This window comes from Mycobacterium simiae (genome assembly GCF_008370645.1).
Taxonomy (GTDB): Bacteria; Actinomycetota; Actinomycetes; order Mycobacteriales; family Mycobacteriaceae; genus Mycobacterium; species Mycobacterium simiae_A.
Genome location: NZ_VTZN01000692.1, coordinates 1 through 214, shown reverse-complemented (window position 1 = coordinate 214; position 214 = coordinate 1). Strand labels below are relative to the sequence as shown.

1 protein-coding gene is annotated in these 214 nt (G+C 59.8%); it reads left to right on the top strand.

Annotated features, from left to right (window positions below):
* Positions 1-214, top strand: a 214-nt coding sequence (locus F0Q45_RS27385; protein ID WP_149656748.1) for a hypothetical protein, incomplete at both ends; no start/stop codon positions are given.

Below are 214 nucleotides of genomic sequence, written 5' to 3'. Positions count from 1 at the left end.
AACCGCCCCCAACGGCCCATCCCAAGAACGAGTAATCCGCGCCGCCCTAACCGCAGCAGGACTACACACCACCGACATCGACACCGTAGAAAGCCACGGCACCGGCACCACACTAGGCGACCCCATCGAAGCCCAAGCCATTATCGCCACCTACGGCCAAAACCGCGACACCCCAATCTGGTTAGGGTCAATCAAATCAAACATGGGCCACACC